22 protein-coding genes are annotated in these 20,530 nt (G+C 42.5%); 13 read left to right on the top strand and 9 right to left on the bottom strand.

The features are described from left to right. Positions 1 to 110 precede the first annotated feature (110 nt). Genes MUCPA_RS33700 through MUCPA_RS33685 form a run of 4 tightly spaced genes read left to right on the top strand, consistent with a single transcriptional unit; the run spans position 111 to position 3,211 of the window. Positions 111 to 581, top strand: coding sequence for a hypothetical protein (locus MUCPA_RS33700; protein WP_157544035.1), 471 nt, complete (start codon positions 111 to 113; stop codon positions 579 to 581). Beyond that, positions 578 to 1,780, top strand: a complete 1,203-nt coding sequence (locus MUCPA_RS33695) for a beta-ketoacyl-[acyl-carrier-protein] synthase family protein (protein WP_217220358.1) — start codon at positions 578 to 580, stop codon at positions 1,778 to 1,780. The genes MUCPA_RS33700 and MUCPA_RS33695 overlap by 4 nt, the downstream gene beginning before the upstream one ends. A gap of 1 nt (position 1,781) precedes the next feature. Beyond that, a complete protein-coding gene (locus MUCPA_RS33690) occupies positions 1,782 to 2,837 on the top strand; it encodes a beta-ketoacyl synthase chain length factor (RefSeq protein WP_008512864.1) in 1,056 nt (351 codons plus the stop codon). Continuing rightward, on the top strand, positions 2,837 to 3,211 hold the full coding sequence (locus tag MUCPA_RS33685) for a hotdog family protein (protein ID WP_008512862.1): 375 nt from the start codon (positions 2,837 to 2,839) through the stop codon (positions 3,209 to 3,211). Before MUCPA_RS33690 ends, MUCPA_RS33685 begins: the two co-directional genes overlap by 1 nt. Before the next feature lie 66 nt (positions 3,212 to 3,277). On the opposite strand, the gene MUCPA_RS33680 is transcribed toward MUCPA_RS33685, so the two are convergent. From MUCPA_RS33680 to MUCPA_RS36600, 8 genes are all read right to left on the bottom strand, one after another. After that, positions 3,278 to 3,541, bottom strand: coding sequence for a phosphopantetheine-binding protein (locus MUCPA_RS33680; RefSeq protein WP_008512860.1), 264 nt, complete (start codon positions 3,539 to 3,541; stop codon positions 3,278 to 3,280). A gap of 74 nt (positions 3,542 to 3,615) precedes the next feature. Further along, a complete protein-coding gene (locus MUCPA_RS33675) occupies positions 3,616 to 4,896 on the bottom strand; it encodes an ABC transporter permease (RefSeq protein WP_008512859.1) in 1,281 nt (426 codons plus the stop codon). A gap of 1 nt (position 4,897) precedes the next feature. Further along, a complete protein-coding gene (locus tag MUCPA_RS33670) occupies positions 4,898 to 5,647 on the bottom strand; it encodes an ABC transporter ATP-binding protein (protein ID WP_157544034.1) in 750 nt (249 codons plus the stop codon). Then, the gene (locus tag MUCPA_RS33665) at positions 5,644 to 6,660 is read right to left on the bottom strand and encodes a BtrH N-terminal domain-containing protein (protein WP_008512857.1); all 1,017 of its coding nucleotides are present in this window, start codon (positions 6,658 to 6,660) and stop codon (positions 5,644 to 5,646) included. The genes MUCPA_RS33670 and MUCPA_RS33665 overlap by 4 nt, the downstream gene beginning before the upstream one ends. Beyond that, positions 6,650 to 7,057: a hypothetical protein gene (locus MUCPA_RS33660; protein WP_008512856.1), complete on the bottom strand. Its 408-nt coding sequence runs from the start codon at positions 7,055 to 7,057 to the stop codon at positions 6,650 to 6,652. The genes MUCPA_RS33665 and MUCPA_RS33660 overlap by 11 nt, the downstream gene beginning before the upstream one ends. Before the next feature lie 12 nt (positions 7,058 to 7,069). Beyond that, on the bottom strand, positions 7,070 to 8,209 hold the full coding sequence (locus MUCPA_RS33655; RefSeq protein WP_008512854.1) for a beta-ketoacyl-ACP synthase III: 1,140 nt from the start codon (positions 8,207 to 8,209) through the stop codon (positions 7,070 to 7,072). Positions 8,210 to 8,216: 7 nt separating this feature from the next. Continuing rightward, on the bottom strand, positions 8,217 to 9,116 hold the full coding sequence (locus tag MUCPA_RS33650; protein ID WP_008512852.1) for a hypothetical protein: 900 nt from the start codon (positions 9,114 to 9,116) through the stop codon (positions 8,217 to 8,219). An 11-nt stretch (positions 9,117 to 9,127) separates the two neighbouring features. Next, positions 9,128 to 9,616, bottom strand: a complete 489-nt coding sequence (locus MUCPA_RS36600; protein ID WP_008512851.1) for a hypothetical protein — start codon at positions 9,614 to 9,616, stop codon at positions 9,128 to 9,130. 158 nt (positions 9,617 to 9,774) lie between these two features. Here MUCPA_RS36600 and MUCPA_RS33640 point away from each other — a divergent pair, with 158 nt between their 5' ends. The 6 genes from MUCPA_RS33640 (at position 9,775) to MUCPA_RS33615 (ending at position 15,806) form a co-directional block, all read left to right on the top strand. Continuing rightward, positions 9,775 to 10,581, top strand: a complete 807-nt coding sequence (locus MUCPA_RS33640; protein ID WP_008512850.1) for an SDR family oxidoreductase — start codon at positions 9,775 to 9,777, stop codon at positions 10,579 to 10,581. A 19-nt stretch (positions 10,582 to 10,600) separates the two neighbouring features. After that, positions 10,601 to 11,074, top strand: a complete 474-nt coding sequence (locus MUCPA_RS33635; protein WP_008512849.1) for a 3-hydroxyacyl-ACP dehydratase FabZ family protein — start codon at positions 10,601 to 10,603, stop codon at positions 11,072 to 11,074. Further along, complete coding sequence (locus MUCPA_RS33630) at positions 11,071 to 12,342, top strand: beta-ketoacyl-[acyl-carrier-protein] synthase family protein (protein ID WP_008512848.1); 1,272 nt, start codon at positions 11,071 to 11,073, stop codon at positions 12,340 to 12,342. Before MUCPA_RS33635 ends, MUCPA_RS33630 begins: the two co-directional genes overlap by 4 nt. Beyond that, positions 12,342 to 12,599, top strand: coding sequence for an acyl carrier protein (locus MUCPA_RS33625; RefSeq protein ID WP_008512847.1), 258 nt, complete (start codon positions 12,342 to 12,344; stop codon positions 12,597 to 12,599). The genes MUCPA_RS33630 and MUCPA_RS33625 overlap by 1 nt, the downstream gene beginning before the upstream one ends. Then, positions 12,596 to 13,285, top strand: coding sequence for a 4'-phosphopantetheinyl transferase superfamily protein (locus tag MUCPA_RS33620; RefSeq protein ID WP_008512846.1), 690 nt, complete (start codon positions 12,596 to 12,598; stop codon positions 13,283 to 13,285). Before MUCPA_RS33625 ends, MUCPA_RS33620 begins: the two co-directional genes overlap by 4 nt. A gap of 220 nt (positions 13,286 to 13,505) precedes the next feature. Then, entirely contained in the window at positions 13,506 to 15,806 is a 2,301-nt protein-coding gene (locus tag MUCPA_RS33615) for a PAS domain S-box protein (protein WP_008512845.1), read from the top strand. Positions 15,807 to 15,883: 77 nt separating this feature from the next. Here MUCPA_RS33615 and MUCPA_RS33610 read toward each other — a convergent pair whose 3' ends face one another. Beyond that, positions 15,884 to 16,306, bottom strand: a complete 423-nt coding sequence (locus MUCPA_RS33610) for a secondary thiamine-phosphate synthase enzyme YjbQ (RefSeq protein WP_008512839.1) — start codon at positions 16,304 to 16,306, stop codon at positions 15,884 to 15,886. Between the two features lie 549 nt (positions 16,307 to 16,855). On the opposite strand from MUCPA_RS33610, the gene MUCPA_RS33605 reads away from it, so the two are divergent. Genes MUCPA_RS33605 through MUCPA_RS33595 form a run of 3 tightly spaced genes read left to right on the top strand, consistent with a single transcriptional unit; the run spans position 16,856 to position 20,530 of the window. Next, positions 16,856 to 18,412, top strand: coding sequence for an MGH1-like glycoside hydrolase domain-containing protein (locus MUCPA_RS33605; RefSeq protein WP_008512838.1), 1,557 nt, complete (start codon positions 16,856 to 16,858; stop codon positions 18,410 to 18,412). 40 nt (positions 18,413 to 18,452) lie between these two features. Beyond that, positions 18,453 to 19,604, top strand: a complete 1,152-nt coding sequence (locus tag MUCPA_RS33600; RefSeq protein WP_008512836.1) for an iron-containing alcohol dehydrogenase — start codon at positions 18,453 to 18,455, stop codon at positions 19,602 to 19,604. Between the two features lie 2 nt (positions 19,605 to 19,606). Beyond that, the gene (locus MUCPA_RS33595; RefSeq protein ID WP_008512835.1) at positions 19,607 to 20,530 is read left to right on the top strand and encodes a dihydrodipicolinate synthase family protein; all 924 of its coding nucleotides are present in this window, start codon (positions 19,607 to 19,609) and stop codon (positions 20,528 to 20,530) included.

Here is a 20,530-nt window from a genome sequence, read left to right as displayed (position 1 = left end):
AGGTTTGTAAAAATGGGGAGACTTTGTTTGCAGGCGCTGAAGCTGATTTGCATACTTTTCTCCCGACAATTTATCAGCACTTCGCATTCAGTTATCCTCGATTTTACAAAATGGATCACCTGAGTAAATTGGGCTGGCTGGCAGCTGAAATTTTACTGCAAGACAGCTTCAGCAAGGAGAATTATCAGCCTGAAGAAGTAGGGATGATGATCACCAATGCTAATGCCAGCCTTGATTCCGACCTGAAATATTTGGCTTCGGTTAGCGATATTCCAAGTCCGGCTTTGTTTGTATATACTTTGCCCAATATCATGATCGGCGAAATCAGTATCCGCAACAATTTTAAAGGCGAGGCGGCTTTTTTTATCTCTGCCGCTTTTGATGCTGGTTTTATTGAGGTATGTGTAAATAATTTATTTAAATACAGTGGTTTAAAGGCTTGTATCTGTGGTTGGGTTGACGTGATTGGAGAAGAATATAAAGCCGTTTTATTTTTAGTAGAAAAAGGCTGTAACGAAGGTGAAATTCCTTTTGATAAACAAGAGATGAATAAGATATTTGAACAATCATTAATTGAATGATGAACAGAGAGGTTTACATTGCAGGTTTAGGAACCATTACGGCTATCGGTAACAATGTTGCCCAATGCCTTGCCGCGCTTCAAAATGAACAGGCAGGTATGGGGGCTATCACACAAATGCAAACTATTCACCAGCATACATTGCCTGTTGCTGAAGTAAAGCTTACCAATGATGAACTGGCAGCTATTGCAGGCTTATCTCCCGAAATCAGCCGTACCACCTTATTAAGTTTAATTGCGGCAAGGGAGGCCCTGGATGATGCTGCCATACCTGATCTAAAATCATGGCGGGCCGGTTTTGTATCAGCCAATACCGTAGGTGGGATGGATAAAAGTGAAGATTTTTTTATCCAGTTCATCGCTGATAACCGGAAGGGGAAACTGAGGAACGTTTTTGACCACGAATGTGGAAGCGTAACCGAAGTAGTGGCCGACCAATTAGGGTTAAGGGATTACATGACCACCATCAGCACGGCTTGTTCATCATCTGCCAACGCCATATTTTATGGTGCCAGGATGATCAGAAATGGTTTACTGGATATTGTTGTAGCAGGCGGCGCAGATGCTTTAACCAAGTTTACCCTCAACGGATTTAATACGCTGATGATATTGGATAAGGAATTTTGCAAACCCTTTGACGAGAACAGGCAAGGGCTCAACTTAGGCGAAGGCGCCGGATACCTTACCCTGGTGTCGGAAAAAGTTGCTCAAACCTTAGATAAGAAAATGTACTGCAAACTAAGCGGTTATAATAACAGCAACGACGCCTATCATCAAACGGCATCGTCGCCGGATGGTACCGGATCATACCTGGCCATGAAAGGCGCTTTAAAAAAGAGCGGTTTGCGGGCTACTGATATTGATTACATTAATCTGCACGGCACCGGTACACCCAATAACGATAGCGCTGAAGGCACCGCTATTACACGCCTGTTTGATGGACACTATCCTCCTGTAAGTTCAACCAAAGCTTACACCGGGCATACGCTGGGTGCCAGCGGTGGTGTTGAGGCGGTGTTTTCGGTATTATCTATAAAGCACGGGTTAATTTATCCTAACCTGCGTTTTGAAACGCAGATGCACGAATTATCCTTTGCGCCTGAAACCCAGTTATTAAATGATCAGCCTATCAATCATGTGATGTCAAACTCGTTTGGTTTTGGCGGCAATTGTACATCCCTGATATTTTCAAAAGTATAAAATGAAGATCTATATCCGGTCATCAGCTTGCATTTCGGCGCAGAAAACATTCAGAAATACTGACTTTTTAAGCGATGTAACTGAATATCAAACCACGCGTTTGCGGGCGATAGAACCCAACTACGCCAGCTACATCGATCCGAAGGCGATACGGAGGATGAGCCATATCATTAAAATGGGAGTGGCATCGGCCAGCCAATGTTTACTTGATGCCGGTGTTCAAATGCCCGGTGCCATCATTACCGGAACGGCCTTTGGCTGTATGGAGGATACCGTCACCTTTTTAACCCGTATTATTGAGCTGGATGAGGAAATGCTGCCACCTACGGCATTTATCCAATCAACCCATAATACGGTGGCCGCGCAGATTGCACTGATGCTTAAATGCCATAATTATAACAATACGTTTGTGCATAAAGGCATATCGTTTGAAAGTGCTTTATTTGATGCTATGATGTTGTTAAACGAAGGCGAAGCGGATGATATCCTGGTGGGCGGAACGGAGGAAATGTCGGATACGGGCTTTACCGTTTTAACCCGCCTGGGTTTATACAAGCGCTGGCCGCTATCAAACCTGGAGCTCTTCAATACCCGATCCAAAGGAACCATCGGTGGCGAGGGCGCAGTTTTTTTCCTGCTGACAGATAAGGCAACAACCGATAACATGGCCATATTAACCGGGTTAAAAACGCTATACAAGCCAAATGATCTTGAAGAACAGCTTATCGCCTTTCTGAACGAACATGGCATGCAAGTATCAGATATCGAACTGGTTATAACCGGCAGGAACGGTGATGTGAGGAATGATGAGATCTATAACCACCTCAATCAGGGCTTGTTTAACAATAAAGCGTTGGCCAACTACAAGCACCTTTGCGGCGAATACCCTACGTCATCGGCTTTCGCCTTATGGCTGGCTGCCAATATTATCCGGCAGCAAACAGTGCCGGAGGTTGTTGTGCAGGGCAACGTCAGAAGCCATTCGCCCAAAACGATACTGATCTATAATCATTATCAATATAAATACCATTCTTTAATGCTTGTTTCCGCCTGCTGATGCTCAAAAACTCACTATACAAAATCGGATCATTTGATCATCAAGACGGTATCATCCAGGCAAGCCTGGAGATTAATGAGCATCACGAAATTCTGAAAGGACATTTTCCAGGTCAGCCGGTATTGCCCGGTGCCTGCATGCTGCAAATCGTCAAAGAAATTTTAGAAAATGAATTAAACCAAAACTTGAGGTTAAAAATAGCTACCAATCTGAAATTTCTGCAATTGATTGATCCTCAAAAAGATAATATACTTCAGCTAACTTTAAATTACAAGTTAACTGAAGATAATGAAATATCAATTACCGCCGGTTTAAGCTCAGCTCAAACAGTTTGTTTTAAGTTTCAGGGCGTATTTGCTGTGGTAAAAGTGTAACTATTAAAAGCTATTTGTGCCTTAGCTATTGGCTACACAGGCCCAAAAGATTATAGGGTTGGCCTATTACTTGGTTCTATGCTGCTCAATATATTCAGCCATTGTATTCACATCAACCAGTACCTTACGGCCATCTTTAGGGTCGCGGATATCTATGCCGTATTCTCTTTTTAACAATACAATTAACTCTAACGAATCAATAGAATCCAAACCCAATCCATCACCAAATAAAGGTTCATCGTCCTTAATTTCCTCGGGTGTCATGGGGGTTAAATTCAAAAAAGTTATTATTTGCTGTTTTAATTGTTGTTTTAATTCTGCTGATTCCATTAAACGCTATTGTTATTGTATTTTAATTTATGCTGTATTTTTTTGTTCTCTCTCTACTGCCTTACCCGGTATTTTTATATCAACTTTTTCGCTTTTAGGCCAAGGATGGCAATGGCCTGAAAGAATATCGTAATCATCACCAAAGGTATTATATTTGCCACAACATCGCCCAGGTTTCCGCCCTCCAAAAACAGGCCATAATAAGCCTCGAGGCACCAATGTAAAGGCGATAGCTTCATAACCAGGCGAAACGACTCCGGCATGGCGAAGCTGGGTACCATTAAGCCGCCAATGGCAGCTAACATCACAATGGATATGGCCCCAAATCCATTGGCTTGCTCTTGTGTTTGGGCAAAAACACCTATACAAATGGCATAGCTCACGGCGCACCAGCCGCAAATAAGCGATACGAGTATTAGTCCGAACATATCTGCCGGAAGGTTGAGCACCGGTAAACCAATTACGGGGAAAACCCAGATGCCTATAGCAAAGATGACTGCCGCCTGTAACATGGTAACTGCCAGGTAAGTGAGTTGTTTTGATAAAAGCGCCACCACATAATTGGTAGGCAAGGTTTTTAAGCGGATAAAACTACCGCTCAATTTTTCCCTTACGATACTTCCAGCAAGGGAAATCACCACAAAAAACATGGCGAATATCGTCCACGCCGGAACATTGTGCTGTGATGCGTTTGGAACGGTACGGCTGCCATCTTTAGAAACGGGGGTTTCGTTAATGGCTATCTTATTATTTAAAAGCTCATTTTCAAGTTGAGCTGGTAGTTTTTTCTCGTTGATAGACAGGTACATATTACGTAATATCTGTTTGCTTTCTATCAGTTGTAATGCACTATACAGAGCCCCTTGTACCGACCGGCGAAATTGCTCTTGCAGGGCGGGTTTGTAAAACAAATTGAGCGGCAGTACTTTACTTGCCGATGAGTCAATTTTTCCGCCATCAAGGCCAAATGTGTTTAACGCCTTGGCCGAAACTGTTTTGGCCTGCAAATCAATTTTAACCGAAAAATCTGCCGGGATAACAATGGCCAAAGGGGCATCGCTGTTATTCATTCGCTTGGTAATCGCTTTATTAGTTTCCCCTTTCGGGATGTTCAACATTTTAAACATGCCGATCTGATCAATGGCCTGCAAAAACTCTCCGCTTATTTTTCCGGTATCGCGGTTGCATACCAAAAGGGATACCTTGTTTTTATTAACCAGCTCAAAGGTATTGTTTTGGATACTGGTGATGATCAATACTAAAGCGATGGGCATACCAAACATCAGTGCTATGCCTACCTTATCGCGGCTCAATATCCGCAGATCCTTAACAATGGTATACCAGAGTTTAAACATGTTAGTTCCTGTAGTCCTTCCCGGTTAAACTTAAAAATAAACCTTCCAAGCCATCCTGTTCGTGTTCTAACAATAACGCGCTTAAATCATCATGAGCTACAATTTTAGCCTCATCAATTAGTGCTACCTTTTGGCACAGATCTTCGGCCTCACTTAACTGGTGCGAGGTATAGATCAGCGTGGTGCCGTTCTTATTCAGTTCCAACAAATAGTTAATAATGGCATGCCGGGTTTGTACATCAACCCCAACGGTTGGTTCATCCAAAAACAGAATAGGAGGGTTATGGATTACGCCGATGGCCAGGTTAACGCGGCGTTTCATACCGCCCGAAAAATGCTGAACCGGCTTGTCGCGAACATCAGCCAGCCCCAGGATCTCTAACAATTCGGTTGTTCTTGATTTGATCTGTTGCTTATTCAGCCCCGACCAGGCTCCGAAAAATTGCAGATTTTCCGCCGGACTTAATTCCTGGTAAAAAGAAAAGTCCTGCGGAATAAATCCGAATAATTTACTGATCTGCTTATGGTTACCTTTAATTTGCTGTCCTAATACTTCAATGCTGCCTTCGTTAAAGGGCAGTAAGCCCGTCATTAAATTCATCAAGGTTGTTTTACCGGCACCGTTGGGGCCAAACAAACCAAAGCGCTCGCCTTTAGCTATCGTTAAATTAAAATGAGTGTAGCTTATGCTGGTATCCCCATCATATTTAAAAGACATATCCTGTATCTTAATAGCTAAAGGATCCATCATGGCTGCCATTTAATTTTAGATAGCGCTGTAAATGCCTGTCTCTCAATTTCGGCTATTTCGAGTAAGTAATCGCCCATCTGGTTAAAGTCCTCCTGGCTGCCAATTCGCCCTTTGTAAATTCCCGACGCTTGGACAGCTGCGGTCCGCCACAGATCGCCAGCCTGGGTAAACAGATCAGAGATAGGCATCAGTTCATCATGAGGCAAATAGGCATGCGCTTGTTGTAAAAAAGCACCATAAATATACCGGAAGCCGCCACCGCCTGTACCTATTTCTTCCTGCATGCGCACCAGTTGGGCCAAATACAAGCCTGCCGTTTTTAAACCGAGCTTATCGCGCCATTTTTTTATTTTGTTAGCAATGAAACGGATCCCATCTACTCCGGCAATGGGGCCGGGGATGTGAAGCATATTGTTTACGTTTTTAGCTATTCCGTTTTTAATGGCCCTCCTGATCTGGTCATCAGTAACAGCTCTGCCTTCTTTAGGATAATACAATTGCCCTTTGGGGGCCAGGGCCCCCTTGGCAAAACGTACCCGTTCCAGTTCGTAACTGGTCATGGTGGTAACAGTTTCCATAACGGGGTCGCTTATCAAATAATGATCATCCTCTTTGCCATAAACAATTAGGTTATGCGCATTGAAGTGAAACCTATATTCTTTAGGGAAATAGGGCAGGTAATAAACGCCAACCTGGCAACCAACAGGCTGCCCCGCAGCAAGGCACTCATCCAGGTAGTTTTGTGCTTTTTGCGTGGAACTAAATTTTTTACGAACAACGGGTATCCCCAGAGCCTTGCAAGTGCGACTAAAAACCAGCCCCGGAAGCGTTCTGAACGCAATTGCAGGGCCATTATTGATTTTAATGAGGGGTATGTAAACAAAAAATAATCCAGCTCCAATACCAAAGGCAAGGGGCTCGGTAATTTGATTAACGCCTGCATTTTGCAGTAAACTTGTGGTTACACCATTTTCGCAATGTGCAGCCTGCAGGTGTGCAAAATCAAGTTTCATCAGTATTCATATTTTTAAAATCGGCTACACTTACATTAAAAACTTCGGCGTAGCGCTGCAACTTTTTGTCGGATAGGGTTTTAAACACTTCCGGTTTTAAGTGCCGTTTAATCTGCCATTTCCAAAATCCGGTATAATCTGCCAGTATACCCAAGTCCATAATCGCTTTTTCCATAAAAAAAAGGAGCGGGCTGGCCTCATCGTTTAAAACTTTTTGCCGGGCTGCTTCTACACGAAGAGCAATATCATCCCAGGCAACATCAAGCGCGGTTATTTTTACGTCCCAACCCTGGCTTAATTGGGTAACGTATTGGCCGGATTGATCGGTGGCGTAACAAACTTCTTTGGTTATTTTACCAAGCGAACTCAGGTCCTGCGGAACATCTTCCTTTTTCATGACGAAATTATCCTAAACAACAGTCAACATCGCATACATATACGAAAACCTGGAGCTCTCCGGAACAAGAAGCAGTATTTTTTCTCCAACCTTTAATCGGCCACTATTAAAAAGCTCGTCTATCATTAAATAAACCGAAGCGGCACCCACGTTACCTACGGTATACAGGTTGATAAACCATTTTTCGTAAGGTATACCACCGCCGTATATTTCAACCAGATCGTAAATTTTACTTTTGAAAAAATCACTGGAGATATGGGGTAAAAAGTGATCGATATCTGCTGCTGTTAAACCGCGCCTCTCAAAAATCTCCTTTATTTTTTTGCCGCCCAAAGGCACAATGTTATCACTTAATAAAGTAATATCCTGTTTTACGCTGAAGATGGATTTATTCATGATCTCTTCTGGCGTGTAATCCATAAAGCCTTTTAAGGTACCATCGGCCTGTTTTTCGCCGCCCATGTACATACAGGTTTCCATTTCGTTAGCGTAGGATACGCCTTCTATCCAATCCAAACGCAAACTGATGCCTTCTTTATTAGGCTCGTCGGACATTAGAAATGCCGAAGCGCCGTCGGAGAGCATCCACCTCAAAAAATCCTTTTGGAAAGCGATGTAGGGATTAGCGTTCAGCTCAACAAGTTTCTGCGCTTCTTCCTCAAATACATCAGATACCAGCAGGCCTGAGAAACGTTCGGAGCCGGTAGCTACAGCCAGCTTTACATCGCCGGTACGGATAGCCATGTAGGCATATTTTAGGGCATGCATACCCGCGCAGCATACACCCGCAGGAGATACTACTTCAATCGGACCGGCCTCTGGCAGCCAGCCGTGTGTCATTACACCATGGCTCGGCATCATCTGGTCGGGAGAGGATGTACCGCACGAGAGCAGTTCAATAGTTTTAATATCTTCAGGCTCGTCTTTAAATAATTCTTTAACTGCAAGGGCAGTCATTTGCGCATTGGTATGGGTTGATTTTCCGCCTTTATCAAGGGCGTAATAACGGTTTACAATAGCGTTGTTACGGAGTACTATGCTTTTTGATTTGGACGGTTTACCATTGATGTATCCCAGGTAAAGTTCCATATCATCATTAGGGACAGGGCTGTTAGGAAAAAAAGCGGAAGTTCTATTAATATAAACAGGCATATACAGGTTATGTTAAACTTAAAAAATGTTGTTTTTTAGCCCTGATGCGTTTCGGCGTAAAAAACCTAAAAAATAGGGCATCTAATGTTAAAACTATCGGAGCACCTACAAAAAAAGCAATCAAAAGATAGTACTTGAATACCTTTAACCAGGCGCTTTTGTTTTGTCGTTTTGAAATAAATATTGCCCAAACTTTGAATATCTTCCCTGCTACCGATTCGATGATCATCAGGTTATAGTTAAGTACCACCGCTTTTTGCAGGTCAAGTTCATCCTGCAAACCTGTCCATGTATTGTTTAAAAGATGGGGTAAAACACTGTCGCCGAAGTATTTGGTACGTTTAATATCCGTGTCTGATACGCCCGGCGGCGGAAAGATATTTAAATAGCGGTCTTTTTTGCCATGCAACATCCAATGAAAAATAGTGACGAAGCTAATGGGATTGGGATGTGTATCTACCAAAGCGATATTGCCTACCAATTGGGCGTCGGCGGCTTTAATCAGTTTCTTTACACGTACAAAGGCGTTGAGCCACATGTTGCGGGCACCCGTTACTGTTATTACCGGCGTATTACCGATAATGGTTTTAAGTGCCGGATGATTCATCAGGGAGTTAAAAGGAATACTTGGCGATAAAAACCAGGCCTGGTATCCTAAAATGACCAGGTCGTAACGGGTTTCCTTAAACGTAAACGGTTCCAATTCTGCCGGAATATCCAACTGGCAATCGGGCATTACACTAAAAAATCCGTCGGCCGTCCAGGGGAAGGGATAATTGTTTTTTAAATTAACGTTAACTTTTTCTACAGATGCGCCCGCATCGATAAGCGGTGCAGTAAAATTGTCAATAATTTCGCCTAACTGGCCCGATTGCGTGTAATAAATAGCTAAAACCTTTTTGCTCATGCTATTATCAATTACAGATCAGCAGGCTGCAATACCTTCGAAAATTTACAATAATCCCTAATGGCTTGTTGTACAGCAGGAGATAGGGTTTTAAAAGTTTTGATAATGTACAACTTATCCGAAACCAATTGCTTACGATATTTAACTATTTTAGGTGCCTTTTCCTGGATCACCAATCGAAGGAAACGGTATTCGGCAATTGTGCTGTCTTTGGCTAATTCGGTTTCCAGTTTAATGCGCCCCGATTTAAAAAACTTTAATTTTTCCGCAGGTATTTTTACAAGTCCGGCTTTTTTCATTAATAATGCACCTTCAAACGCTTCTTTTTCAGGGCTATGTGCCAACTTTAACACCTCTAATTCGTGGTCTATTTCTTCAACATTTTCTGATTTTAACGCAGCGTAAAATACCGACCTATCCAACCTTTGAACGATATTTTCACCAAGAATAGCTGTGTAGCTAAAAATAAAAACGAGGGGAATTATTAATTTGAATTTCATTGGCTACCTATCTCTTTCAGCATACAAATATAAATATTTATGTCGATCATCTGATAAAGTAGGCATTTTGTATCACTCGCTTACCCTAATTTAAGAGATTTCGTTTACTTTTGCGGGTTCAAGAATATATCATATATTAAATATATAATTTTTTTTAAGTGCATAATCCCCTAAAGCAATTTTCTGACAAGTGGGCCATTATATTAGGCGGTTCAAGTGGATTTGGTTTAGCCACCGCCGAAAAGTTAGCGGCTCACGGCATGAATGTTGCCGTATTATACCGCGAAACGGCTTTGACAGAAAGGGCGCTTAAGCAAAAATTTTCTCAGTTAGCCGAAACGGAATACGTAAATATTATACCCTTAAATATCAATGCCTTAACAGCGGATGGCCGATCCTCTTTTATAAATACAATCCGCAACGTAATGGCCAAAGGTAGCGTAAAACTGTTACTGCACTCTATAGCCAGGGGAAATTTGAAACCCTTAGTGAATGGGGAAGCGGATGAGAGCCTGCTATCTGTAGAAGATATCCAACTCACCAGCTATGCCATGTCAAACAGCCTGCTTGATTGGGCCCGGTTACTTTTAAAAGAGGAGCTGTTTAATGCCGATGCCCGGATTATCGGCTTAACCAGCGAGGGCGCACATAAATATTGGGAGAGTTACGCCGCTGTATCCATAGCTAAAGCATCCCTTGAAAGCCTGAATACTTACATGGCCGTGGAGTTTGGCAAATACGGTTTAAAAACTAACCTGATACAAGCCGGGATAACAGCCACGCCGTCGCTCAAAAGGATCCCCGGCAGCCAAAAATTAATTGAGACAGGTGTCGAAAGGAACCCAATGGGAAGAATGACCACGCCGCAGGACGTAGCCAATGTAATTTACCTGCTTTGTACTCCCGAGGCAGCCTGGATAAACGGATCGGTAATACATGTTGATGGGGGCGAGCATTGCCGGTAATAGTAAGCTTTGAGTAAACATGAGTAACGAGATATTAGCCCACCTGCCTTATAAATCCTCATTTCTTTTTGTGGATAATATTATTGCTATTGATGCAGATGGCGTAACCGGTGATTATACACTGAAGCCCGATGCTTTTTTTTATGAAGATCACTTTGTGGGTAACCCGGTAACACCCGGTGTTATTGTTACCGAAATTATGGCTCAGATTGGCCTGGTGGTATTGGGGATTTATTTAATGACGACCGGGAACCACGAAGATCAGATTGCGATGGATGGAGGTGCATTTCCCTTATTGACATCAACCGAGGTTTCGTTTTTTAAAATGGTTTTACCCGGCGAAAAGGTTATTGTCACCTCTAAAAAACAATATTTTAGGTTCGGCAAATTAAAGTGTAGTATTGAAATGCATAATACATCGTCGGAAGTTATTGCAAAGGGAATATTTTCGGGCATCATTAAAAATGTCGCTATAAAAAATAAAGCAGAATGAGTCGTCGTGTAGTTGTTACGGGTTTAGGTGTGGTTGCTCCCAACGGAATAGGTATTCCCGAATTTTTAAACGCTATCCAGAATGGTATTTCTGGAATTAGATATGTGCCCGAGTACGAAGATCTTAAATTTAACTGCCAGGTTAGCGGCACACCGGCTTTTGAGTGGGAGCAGCTACGCAACTATATCCCAGAGACTACTCTATATGGATTAAAAGGCAAGGGAATAGCCTTTGGAATTAAGGCCGCATTAGATGCCTGGATGGATGCTGGAAATGCTATATACAGCGAAGATACGCGTTGGGATACCGGTTGTGTATTTGGCAGCAGCGTGGCCGATACCGATGTGATAAAAAATGCCATTAACCGGGTTGACGCTAAAGAGTCGAAAAAATTAGGCTCACGTGTGGTAGAACAAATTATGAATAGCGGTGTTACAGCCTATATTTCAGGGCGACTGGGTTTGGGAAACAAGATCATCAATAACTCCGCCGCCTGTGCAACAGGAACGCAAGCTATTTTAATAGGTTACGAGTATATTAAGTTCGGTATGGCTAAACGCATGGTGGTAGGCAGCTGTGAGTATGTAGACAGGTACGTTTTTGGAGGTTTTGACTCGATGAGGGTATTGTCCCGCAAATTCAACGAGCATCCTGAACAAGCGTCGCGACCGATGAGTTTAACTGCGGGTGGCTTTATACCCGGCTCTGGAGCGGGTGCCTTTGTTTTGGAAGATCTTGAATACGCTCTTGAACGGGGAGCTACCATTTATGCCGAAATATTAGGTGGATCAAGCAATTCGGGAGGGCAGCGTAACGGTGGCAGCATGACTGCGCCTGGTCCTGCCGGGGTAATCAGATGCATCAGGGAGGCTATTCAGTTATCCAACATTGAAGCCGGGGATATTGACCTGATCAGCGGGCATTTAACGGCTACCATTGCCGATAAAATGGAGATTGATAACTGGAGCAAAGCATTAAACAGGCGGGGGGATAACTTCCCGATGGTTAATTCCTTAAAGTCGATGGTGGGGCATTGCCTGAGCGCGGCGGGTTCTATTGAATCTGTTGCGGCTGTTTTACAGGTAGCTCATAATTTTGTGCATCCCAATATCAACCTTGAAGATCCGAACCCCGAAATAATAGCGATAGCTGGCTCAAACAATTTGCCAACAAAAAAGGTAAACAGGGAGATTAATGTTGTAGCGAAGGCTAATTTTGGCTTTGGCGATGTTAATGCCTGTTTGATAATTTCAAAATATAATACGTAATGGATAGAATAGAGATTTTAAATGAACTAAAAAAGGTACTGGCTCCCTATACTGAAAATAAAGAAATGCTGGACGGAATTAACGAAGAAACCGACCTGATTAAGGACCTGAAAATTAATTCGGCCAATTTGGTGGATATTATCATTGATGCCGAAGCGCAATATAACATTGAAATTGATTTCGATTCCGCAGAAAAAATGTTCACTGTAGGCAACTGTATCGATGTAATCTCCGGTAAAATCAATCACTCTGCTTGAAAAGCATTGGTAACGATATCGTATCATTAACAAACATCAATAAACAGCGTACTAACAGCGCCAGGTTTTATACCAAATTTGTTACCGCATCAGAACTGGCGCTTTATCAAACCCCGATTGTTGATGTAGTGCCTTTTGAAAACTTTGTATGGCTGCTCTGGTCTGTTAAGGAGTCGGCCTACAAGTATTTGAAACGAATTAATACCGGTCTGTTATTTTCGCCGGTAAAAATTACTATCCAAAATATCAATATTCCAGCAAATCCTTTATTTATCAACTTAATCGATCTCTGTTGGGAAGGTAAGCCTGTAGGCGATTGGCTTTATAGCGGAGAAGTGATAGGAGAGGGCGAAAAGCTTTATTTTAAATCAATTATTCAGAACCAACTGATAGCTACCGTAGTCGGTGATCATTCAATATTTGATAAAATTTACTGGGGTATTCAATCGGTTAATGATGTTAGGCATCAAAGCCAATCAAGCTTAGTTAGGCAAGCTTTGTTGAACAAGTTGAAGAAATTGTTTTCCCAGGAAAATTTAACAATCGAGAAACACGGAGCTGGTTATCCCATCATATTGCAACAAGGCAAGTTACTGGATATACTTGTTTCTTTAGCCCATCATGACCAATTTACATCATATGTTTTTATGATGGAAGGCGATAGCCTATTACCCCAACCTGTTTAAAGCCTTTGGCCAGCATCGTTATTATGTTTTTTTACCCTTTGTTTGGGAGCATACTGCGTTTTCGTAGTGGTTTCAAGGCATAAACTACCTCATTGACTAATTTTTGTCGCCATTTTTTTATTTTCCACTCAAACAATTTAAAGAAAGATTAGCTTATGTGTACATGCTGTTTTTGCAATAGCAATCAACACTTAATTCAATCAATAATTCTTTCTAAACTATGCCAGGCGTGGAAGCTGAAAATTCGTACGAACACATCACTGGTTATTGGGAATGGACAGTTGGCAGCCGTGATATTTACCATAACCCGGCCCTGAAGAATACACTTGGCTATCAAGCATTGGATTTCCCGGATAAGATGAGCAACTGGATGGCTCTTGTTTTCCCGGAAGATTTGCGCCAATTCAGGATCATATTCGCAAGGCACGTACAAAGCGGCGGCGAAATTCCGTTTGCGCATGAAATACGCTTCCGCCATAAAAATGGTTCTACGGTGTTTATTTTGCTAACAGGTAAAGTGCAAAAATTTACCGCAGAAGGCAAGCCCGAGTATATGTTAGGTAACCATATCAATTTAACTGCTCAAAAGCTGGCGGAAAAAGAACTAAAACGCACCCGCGACTTTTTAGAACGCACCAGCGAAGTTGCTATGGTGGGCGGTTGGGAATTGGATATGCTGCATCAAAAAGTGACATGGTCGGCTGTTACACGGCAGATTTTCGGTGTTGACAAGGATTTTGAGCCAGCGACCGGCACTTCGGCATTTTTTTTCAGGGAAGGTAAGGATCGAAACCTTTTGTTAGAGGCTTTTCATAAAGCTATTACTACTGGTGAACCTTATGATTTAGAACTACAAATCATCACCGCCACCGGGGCTTTAAAATGGACCCGTACTGTAGGCCACCCCGAATTTGAGGATGGAAAGTGCATCCGTATATACGGTATATTCCAGGATATTACTATTCGTAAAACACAGGAAGAGGCACTACGCCAAAAACAGGAACAGCTTGAAACTTTTATAAAATACTCGCCGGTTGCCATTGCCATGATGGACAAACATTTTAATTATGTGGCTGTTAGCGATGTTTGGGTATCGTGTTATAACCTGGATATGCCTACGCTTTTGGGGAGAAGCCATTTTGAAGTATTTCCGGAGTTGCCTGGCATTTGGATGTCGTATTTGTCTCGTTGTCTTCGTGGCGAAGTGATAAAGAAAGAAGAAGATAGTTTTTTCCTTATAAACGGGCGTCGCGAGTGGTTACGCTGGGAGGTAAGGCCATGGTATGAGAGCGCCGGTACAGTGGGTGGCATCATCATGTTCACCGAATTGATTACGGAAAAAAAGCAAATTCAGGAGGCGCTGATCAAAGCTAAAGAGGACGCAGAACAGGCAGCACTAATCAAGTCGAGGTTCCTGTCCATTATGAGCCACGAAATACGTACACCAATGAACGGAGTCATTGGTTTTACCAATCTTCTGTTAAAAAACCCGCGCGAAGACCAACGGGAAGCTTTAAATGTTCTTAAGTTTTCTGCCCAGAACCTAATGGTAATTATTAACGATGTATTGAATTTGAATAAGATAGACGCCGGAAAGGTTGAGCTTGAAAATATAAGCTTTGATCTGTACGAGTTACTACAAAATATATGCCGTTCGCAGGAAAATGACGCTAAAGAAAAACACTTGAATCTATCAGTGCAGTTTGATTATTCACTGCCATTTTGGTTCAAGGGCGATCCGGTTAGGATAGGTCAGGTTATTACTAACCTGGTTAACAATGCTATTAAGTTTACTGCCGCCGGGCGAGTCAGTATCAGCACGGCCCTTGTTGGAGAGCATGAAGGTAAAATGACTATAGGCTTTGCCGTGAGCGATACCGGGATAGGCATACCTGAAACCAAACAGGAACATATTTTTGAGCTTTTTTCTCAGGCAGAAAGTGACACCACAAGGATTTATGGTGGAACCGGACTTGGTTTAACCATCACAAAACGGCTGTTAGAGTTAATGGGGAGCAATATCCAACTAAAAAGCACACCTGGCGAGGGATCTATTTTTTATTTCGATCTTGAGTTGGAGAAGAGCACGCTACCGGTAGAAGAAACATCCGGTTTAGACACACCCCGGCATGCGCATACATTGAAGGGTTCCAGGATTTTAATTGCCGACGATAACCCGGTAAATGTATTGGTTGTAAAACGTTTTTTACAACAATGGCATGCCGATTACGATGTTGCCGAAAATGGCAGAATTGCTTTAGAAAAAGTTACCGCAAATCAATACGACCTGGTGCTAATGGACTTGAAAATGCCTGTAATGGATGGATACGAAGCCACTATTGAAATTAGAAAACTGGAAGGCAAAGGTTTTGCAGACCTTCCGGTAATAGCGCTCACGGCCTCCACCTTGCTCGAGATGAAAGAAGAAATGATCAACAGCGGAATGAATGATTTTGTAATGAAACCTTTTGATCCCGAATCCCTGTTCAACAGCATCAAGCGACTTGTTTCTCCCTCTTAACTATAACTACATTAACCACAATTTACCTGTAGTTCGGTAATTTACTTAACGACTGGGGATGTATTTTTGAGCCAATACTATTCGCCCCAGGCCGTTATCACCAAACTTCTGTTGCCGCTATAATCGCGGTGTTCGCATAAATAAATTCCCTGCCATGTCCCTAAAGCCAATCTGCCGTTACGGATGGGGATCGTTACCGAACTGCCCATTAACGAGGCCTTTAAATGCGCCGGCATATCGTCTGGCCCTTCATCGTCGTGCAGGTAGTCTGGGTCATTCTCGGGTACGGCCTTGTTAAAATACATTTCAAAATCCTTTCTAACCGTTGGGTCGGCATTTTCATTAATGGTTAACGATGCGGATGTGTGTTGAATAAAAACCTGGCAAATCCCTGTTTTAATTTCGGCTATTTGAGGCATAGTATGTATTACCTCACCGGTGATCAGGTGAAAGCCCCGCCGTTTTTCCTTAAGTTGTATTACTTGCTGGTGTATTTTCATTATCGTATTTGTATCATATTAACAATTATAATCGTTTCAATTAACAGCCGTTTTAGTATAGAGGTTTCAATTACGCAGTGTAATTATCGCTAATAATTTCTGCAAACCTTTCATTTTATAAAGCTAACCGAATAATAAACAAGTTGCCTGTCGACGCCAGCGGCTTTCCAATATATTCTATAAAAATATCTTCCTGGCTCGGTTAACAGGATAATATGGTACAACACATAGGGAAAATGGTACAGTAAATACATGCGCTTGTAAAATATATTTGTTACAACCAATTATGATGATAAGGCTCTGGTTAACGGCCGTTTAATTTTCCGAGTATTGTATTAATTTATCTTGCAAAATGGTTCATAGATAGAAGGAAAATAAACATTATTATCGTGCTGGTTAGTTATAACGGGAAATGGTTCTGCAAATAGCATGATAATATCGTATTATAGAAAGAGAAAATATCACAACAAAGGGCGCGCGGTTAAAGGTAGTTTTGCGTTGTTTTAGTAATAATATTCTTATTGAAAATAGTGAACTGAGGTTTTGAATATGTTGAAATGTATCTATAAAATAGGTTTTGCCGTTTTATTGTTATTATTAATTAATAACAAGTGCAGTGCGCAAAGTAATGCGCATGTACTTAATTTAAATAACCTTAAACGCTACGTAAACTATTTTAACTCTATTGATACCGAGGCGGTAAAAAATTATGTGCCTAACGCACAATCGTTTGATTGGCTCTCAAAAAATATCCCCTTGTTTGAGTGCCCGGATACTACTCTGCAACAGATGTACTATTACCGCTGGTGGAGTTTCAGGAAACACCTGGTACAAACCCCGGATGGCTTTGTATTTACCGAATTTATCATCCCTGTTAAATTTGCCGGCGTATATAATACCATCAGTTCGGCAGTAGGGCATCAGGTTAACGAGGGGCGCTGGCTGCACAACCAGCAATACATTCAGGATTATATATCTTTTTGGCTTTATACGGTACCTAAGCAAACCAAAAATCACTTTCATAATTTCAGCAGTTGGATTGACGATGCGGTTTATAACCGATACCTGGTCAATTTAGACAAACCTTTTATCCGGCATATTTTGCCCGCTCTTGATGCTGATTATCATCAATGGGAAATAGAAAAACAGCTGCCCAACCAGATGTTTTGGCAGTTTGACGTGCGCGATGCGATGGAAGAATCGATAAGCGGCTCGCGTAAGGATAAAAATATCAGGCCAACCATTAATAGTTACATGTACGGTAATGCCAGGGCCTTAGCCAGCATGGGCCAGATAGCCGGTGTGGATTCGCTCAAAAATAAATATACGCAGAAAGCCGTACTGCTTAAATCGCTCGTTCAAAAAACACTTTGGGACAATGATGCTTCATTTTTTAAGGTAGAGTTTGCAAAAGGCGGCTTATCGGATGCCCGCGAGGCCATCGGTTTTATCCCCTGGTATTTTAATTTACCGGATGATCAGCCTAAATATGCAAAAGCCTGGGATCAGTTGATTGATACTGCCGGGTTTAATGCGCCCTGGGGATTAACTACAGCCGAAAGGCGCCACCCTAAATTCCGCACTCATGGTGTTGGAAAATGCGAGTGGGACGGTGCCATTTGGCCTTATGCCACCACCCAGGACCTGAAAAGTTTAGCCAACCTGCTTACTAATTATAAAAACCATGGAAAAATGAACGCCCATGTTTTTTATGATGCCCTGCACAAATATGCCTGGTCGCAGCAAATGAACGGCCATCCTTACATTGGCGAATACCAGGACGAAAAAACTGGGAAGTGGCTCAAGGGAGATAATCCGCGAAGCACATTTTATAACCATTCCGGCTTTGCCGATCTGGTAATTAACGATCTGGTAGGCTTAAAACCACGTTTGGATAACGTATTGGAGATAGACCCATTAATCCCTCAAAATCAATGGGATTGGTTTTGCCTTGATGATGTTAGTTACCACGGCCACAGTATCACCATACTTTGGGACAAAACCGGCAGCAAGTATCATAAAGGCAAAGGCTTACATGTTTATGCCGATGGCAAACAAATACTGCAAAGCAACCTGTTAAAACACGTTTACGCGAAACTGCCGTAGGTAAATCGCATAATAAACATCAAATTATTATCCCATTTAAATGAATAGCATTCCGAATTTAACTATTCACTTTCCTGCTAAGCTCGTTTTTGGCAAAGGATGCATATCCGAATTGCCCGCCGAGATTGCTAAACTATCTTGTAAAAAGGTTTTTATTTTAACCATCACGCCTTTATTATCCAAAATTGAAGAGCTCACCAAACAATTGGAAGCTTTAGATATAACCGTATCTGTTAATACTGATATTGTACAGGAGCCCACCTTTGCCGATTTTGACAAGCTGATGTTACAGGCCGGCGAAATTAAACCAGATATGGTGATTGGTATCGGCGGTGGCAGCGTGCTGGATGTAGCCAAATTAGTGGCCGCCCAGTTGGATAACACGCAATCATTAGCTGATATTGTAGGTATCGGTTTATTAAAAGGCCGTAGCAAAAAATTGATCTGTGTTCCGGCAACATCCGGTACAGGCAGCGAGGTATCGCCTAACGCTATTTTAGTTGATCCGGAAAATCAAAAGAAAGGCATTATCAGCCCTTACCTGGTTCCAGACGCGGTATATGTAGATCCTCTTTTAACGATGAGTGTACCGGGTTCTATAACGGCCGCCACAGGTTTGGACGCCTTAACCCATTGTCTGGAAGCCTATACCAATAAGTTTGCACAGCCTTTTATTGATCTATACGCCTATGAGGGGATGCGGCTGATAGGCGCTCATATTGTACAAGCTGTAAAAAACGGCGACGATGAGGAAGCTCGTACCCAGGTTGCGATGGGTAGTCTGTTGGGCGGCTTTTGCCTGGGCCCGGTTAATACGGCCGCCGTGCACGCATTGGCTTATCCCTTAGGTAGTTCGTTTCATCTGGCGCATGGCCTGTCGAATGCATTGTTGTTGCCTTATGTGATGAAATTCAATAGCTCCGCCGCGCCCGGTAAGTATGCAGGTGTTGCACTTGCTTTAGGTTGCATCAGGGGAGATGATGATTTACAAACGGCAAAAAAAGGAATCGAAAAAATAGAACAATTGATCCGCGAGTGCGGTATCCCGGCCAGGTTGCGGGATGTGGGTATTCCAAAAGACGCGATACCCCAAATGGCTGAGGACGCCATGAAAATAACACGTTTATTAAAAAATAATCCGAGGGAATTAAATTACCAGGACGCAGTAGACATCTATACAGACGCTTATTAACAATGAAAATAAAAAAGAAATATCAGGGAATTGTTGTACCCGCTGTAACACCAGTTACAGAAAGCTTTGAGCTTGATGAGGGTGGCGTTGAAAATATGTTTGCAAACTTTCACTCAAACGGGGTATTCCCATTTATATTAGGTACCACCGGAGAGGCAGCATCGTTATGTACCGACCTTAAAAATAACTATATTAAATTAGCTGGGAAGCTTAAACGGCCCGGCGATATGTTATACGCGGGGATAGCATCCAATTGCTTTGACGAATCTGTCGATTTGGCCAAATATTCCTTTGATCATGGCGTGGATGCCGTGGTAGCTAATTTGCCGTCGTATTACAGATTATCTGACGACCAGGTGAAGAAATATTTTGAGCAACTGGCCGAAAAATGCAACGGCCCGCTTATTATTTACAATATCCCGGCTACCACCCACATGTCCATCTCTTTGGAAGTGATTGACGAGTTAAGTTATCATGATAATATCGTAGCCACCAAAGATTCTGAACGGAGCGATGAACGCTTAAAGCAATCATTAAAATTGTGGGCCGACAGGGCGGATTTTAGTCATTTTTTAGGATGGGCAGGCCGGTCAGATGAGGGGATACTCAATGGTTGCGACGGACTGGTGCCCAGCACAGGCAATTTGCACCCCGGCATTTATAAAGATATGGCCATTGCGGCTTCAAACGGCGATTCAGTAAAAGTACACGCGCTGCAAAAGCAGTCTGACCTATTGGGCAACCTGTACCAATCTGGCCGTTTGTTAGGCGAATCATTATGGGCGCTCAAGGTGCTGATGAACGAAGCAGGGCTCTGTAAACCCCATGTGGTGCCGCCATTGCAGCCATTAAGCGACGGAGAAGCCGCCGCTTTGATTAAAGGAATGTACGAAATAATGGAACTTGAAGGATTAAAGATTAACTAA

Source organism: Mucilaginibacter paludis DSM 18603 (genome assembly GCF_000166195.2).
Lineage (GTDB): Bacteria > Bacteroidota > Bacteroidia > Sphingobacteriales > Sphingobacteriaceae > Mucilaginibacter > Mucilaginibacter paludis.
Note: the sequence above shows the minus strand (reverse complement) of the source record. Positions and strands in the feature narration are given on the sequence as shown.

Excerpts from the sequence above, each read along its gene's own strand:
- MUCPA_RS36600 (WP_008512851.1), bottom strand. The coding sequence starts at position 9,616 with ATGAAATTCAAATTAATAATTCCCCTCGTTTTTATTTTTAGCTACACA.
- MUCPA_RS33610 (WP_008512839.1), bottom strand. The coding sequence starts at position 16,306 with ATGAAAATACACCAGCAAGTAATACAACTTAAGGAAAAACGGCGGGGC.
- MUCPA_RS33595 (WP_008512835.1), top strand. The coding sequence starts at position 19,607 with ATGAAAATAAAAAAGAAATATCAGGGAATTGTTGTACCCGCTGTAACA.
- MUCPA_RS33605 (WP_008512838.1), top strand. The coding sequence starts at position 16,856 with ATGTTGAAATGTATCTATAAAATAGGTTTTGCCGTTTTATTGTTATTA.
- MUCPA_RS33680 (WP_008512860.1), bottom strand. The coding sequence starts at position 3,541 with ATGGAATCAGCAGAATTAAAACAACAATTAAAACAGCAAATAATAACT.
- MUCPA_RS33665 (WP_008512857.1), bottom strand. The coding sequence starts at position 6,660 with ATGAAACTTGATTTTGCACACCTGCAGGCTGCACATTGCGAAAATGGT.
- MUCPA_RS33700 (WP_157544035.1), top strand. The coding sequence starts at position 111 with ATGGATCACCTGAGTAAATTGGGCTGGCTGGCAGCTGAAATTTTACTG.
- MUCPA_RS33660 (WP_008512856.1), bottom strand. The coding sequence starts at position 7,057 with ATGAAAAAGGAAGATGTTCCGCAGGACCTGAGTTCGCTTGGTAAAATA.
- MUCPA_RS33675 (WP_008512859.1), bottom strand. The coding sequence starts at position 4,896 with ATGTTTAAACTCTGGTATACCATTGTTAAGGATCTGCGGATATTGAGC.
- MUCPA_RS33690 (WP_008512864.1), top strand. The coding sequence starts at position 1,782 with ATGAAGATCTATATCCGGTCATCAGCTTGCATTTCGGCGCAGAAAACA.
- MUCPA_RS33635 (WP_008512849.1), top strand. The coding sequence starts at position 10,601 with ATGAGTAACGAGATATTAGCCCACCTGCCTTATAAATCCTCATTTCTT.
- MUCPA_RS33615 (WP_008512845.1), top strand. The coding sequence starts at position 13,506 with ATGCCAGGCGTGGAAGCTGAAAATTCGTACGAACACATCACTGGTTAT.
- MUCPA_RS33655 (WP_008512854.1), bottom strand. The coding sequence starts at position 8,209 with ATGCCTGTTTATATTAATAGAACTTCCGCTTTTTTTCCTAACAGCCCT.
- MUCPA_RS33625 (WP_008512847.1), top strand. The coding sequence starts at position 12,342 with ATGGATAGAATAGAGATTTTAAATGAACTAAAAAAGGTACTGGCTCCC.
- MUCPA_RS33650 (WP_008512852.1), bottom strand. The coding sequence starts at position 9,116 with ATGAGCAAAAAGGTTTTAGCTATTTATTACACGCAATCGGGCCAGTTA.
- MUCPA_RS33670 (WP_157544034.1), bottom strand. The coding sequence starts at position 5,647 with ATGATGGATCCTTTAGCTATTAAGATACAGGATATGTCTTTTAAATAT.
- MUCPA_RS33630 (WP_008512848.1), top strand. The coding sequence starts at position 11,071 with ATGAGTCGTCGTGTAGTTGTTACGGGTTTAGGTGTGGTTGCTCCCAAC.
- MUCPA_RS33685 (WP_008512862.1), top strand. The coding sequence starts at position 2,837 with ATGCTCAAAAACTCACTATACAAAATCGGATCATTTGATCATCAAGAC.
- MUCPA_RS33695 (WP_217220358.1), top strand. The coding sequence starts at position 578 with ATGATGAACAGAGAGGTTTACATTGCAGGTTTAGGAACCATTACGGCT.
- MUCPA_RS33600 (WP_008512836.1), top strand. The coding sequence starts at position 18,453 with ATGAATAGCATTCCGAATTTAACTATTCACTTTCCTGCTAAGCTCGTT.